1 protein-coding gene is annotated in these 492 nt (G+C 31.1%); it reads right to left on the bottom strand.

What is annotated here, in order from left to right:
• Positions 1-68 precede the first annotated feature (68 nt).
• Positions 69-492 (bottom strand): DUF3967 domain-containing protein (locus DM806_RS00040; RefSeq protein WP_179041246.1); only part of this gene is annotated, 424 nt, incomplete at its 5' end.

Here is a 492-nt window from a genome sequence, read left to right as displayed (position 1 = left end):
GTTTTATTAACACCAATTTTACATCAATAGAGTCTATAAAACAATAAAAAAAGCCTTTTCGGCTAAATTTATTTTCTGAAAAAATGCCACCATCTTTTTTTATTACTTGCCGCCACCATTCTTTTCACTTCTAGCATTTCTTTCATTAATCTAACCAATTGCTGATCTCTATCTCCAACGCTTGTTTCAATCATCTTAGTTTGATTTGACTGTTCATTTAATTTAATAGTTAATTCATCAATTTTATTATTCTGCATTAAAATCAATTCCTTTAACTCTTCAATCGCCTTATTATCCCCTCCGTTTTCAGGAGATATATCGGTTATAACTCGATTCTTATCCGAAATACCAAACTCTTCACCAACAAGTCTACACGATTCTTCTATAGTCCTTCCTGGTTCCGCCTTAACTAATAATAACCTCTTAAATACTTCTAAATCATATTCACTAAACATTACCTGTCCTTTTGAATCTCTTAAGAAGTTATATCCG

The organism is Sphingobium lactosutens, assembly GCF_013393185.1.
Classification (GTDB): domain Bacteria; phylum Pseudomonadota; class Alphaproteobacteria; order Sphingomonadales; family Sphingomonadaceae; genus Sphingobium; species Sphingobium lactosutens_A.
This window is presented reverse-complemented; position numbering and strand designations above follow the sequence as displayed.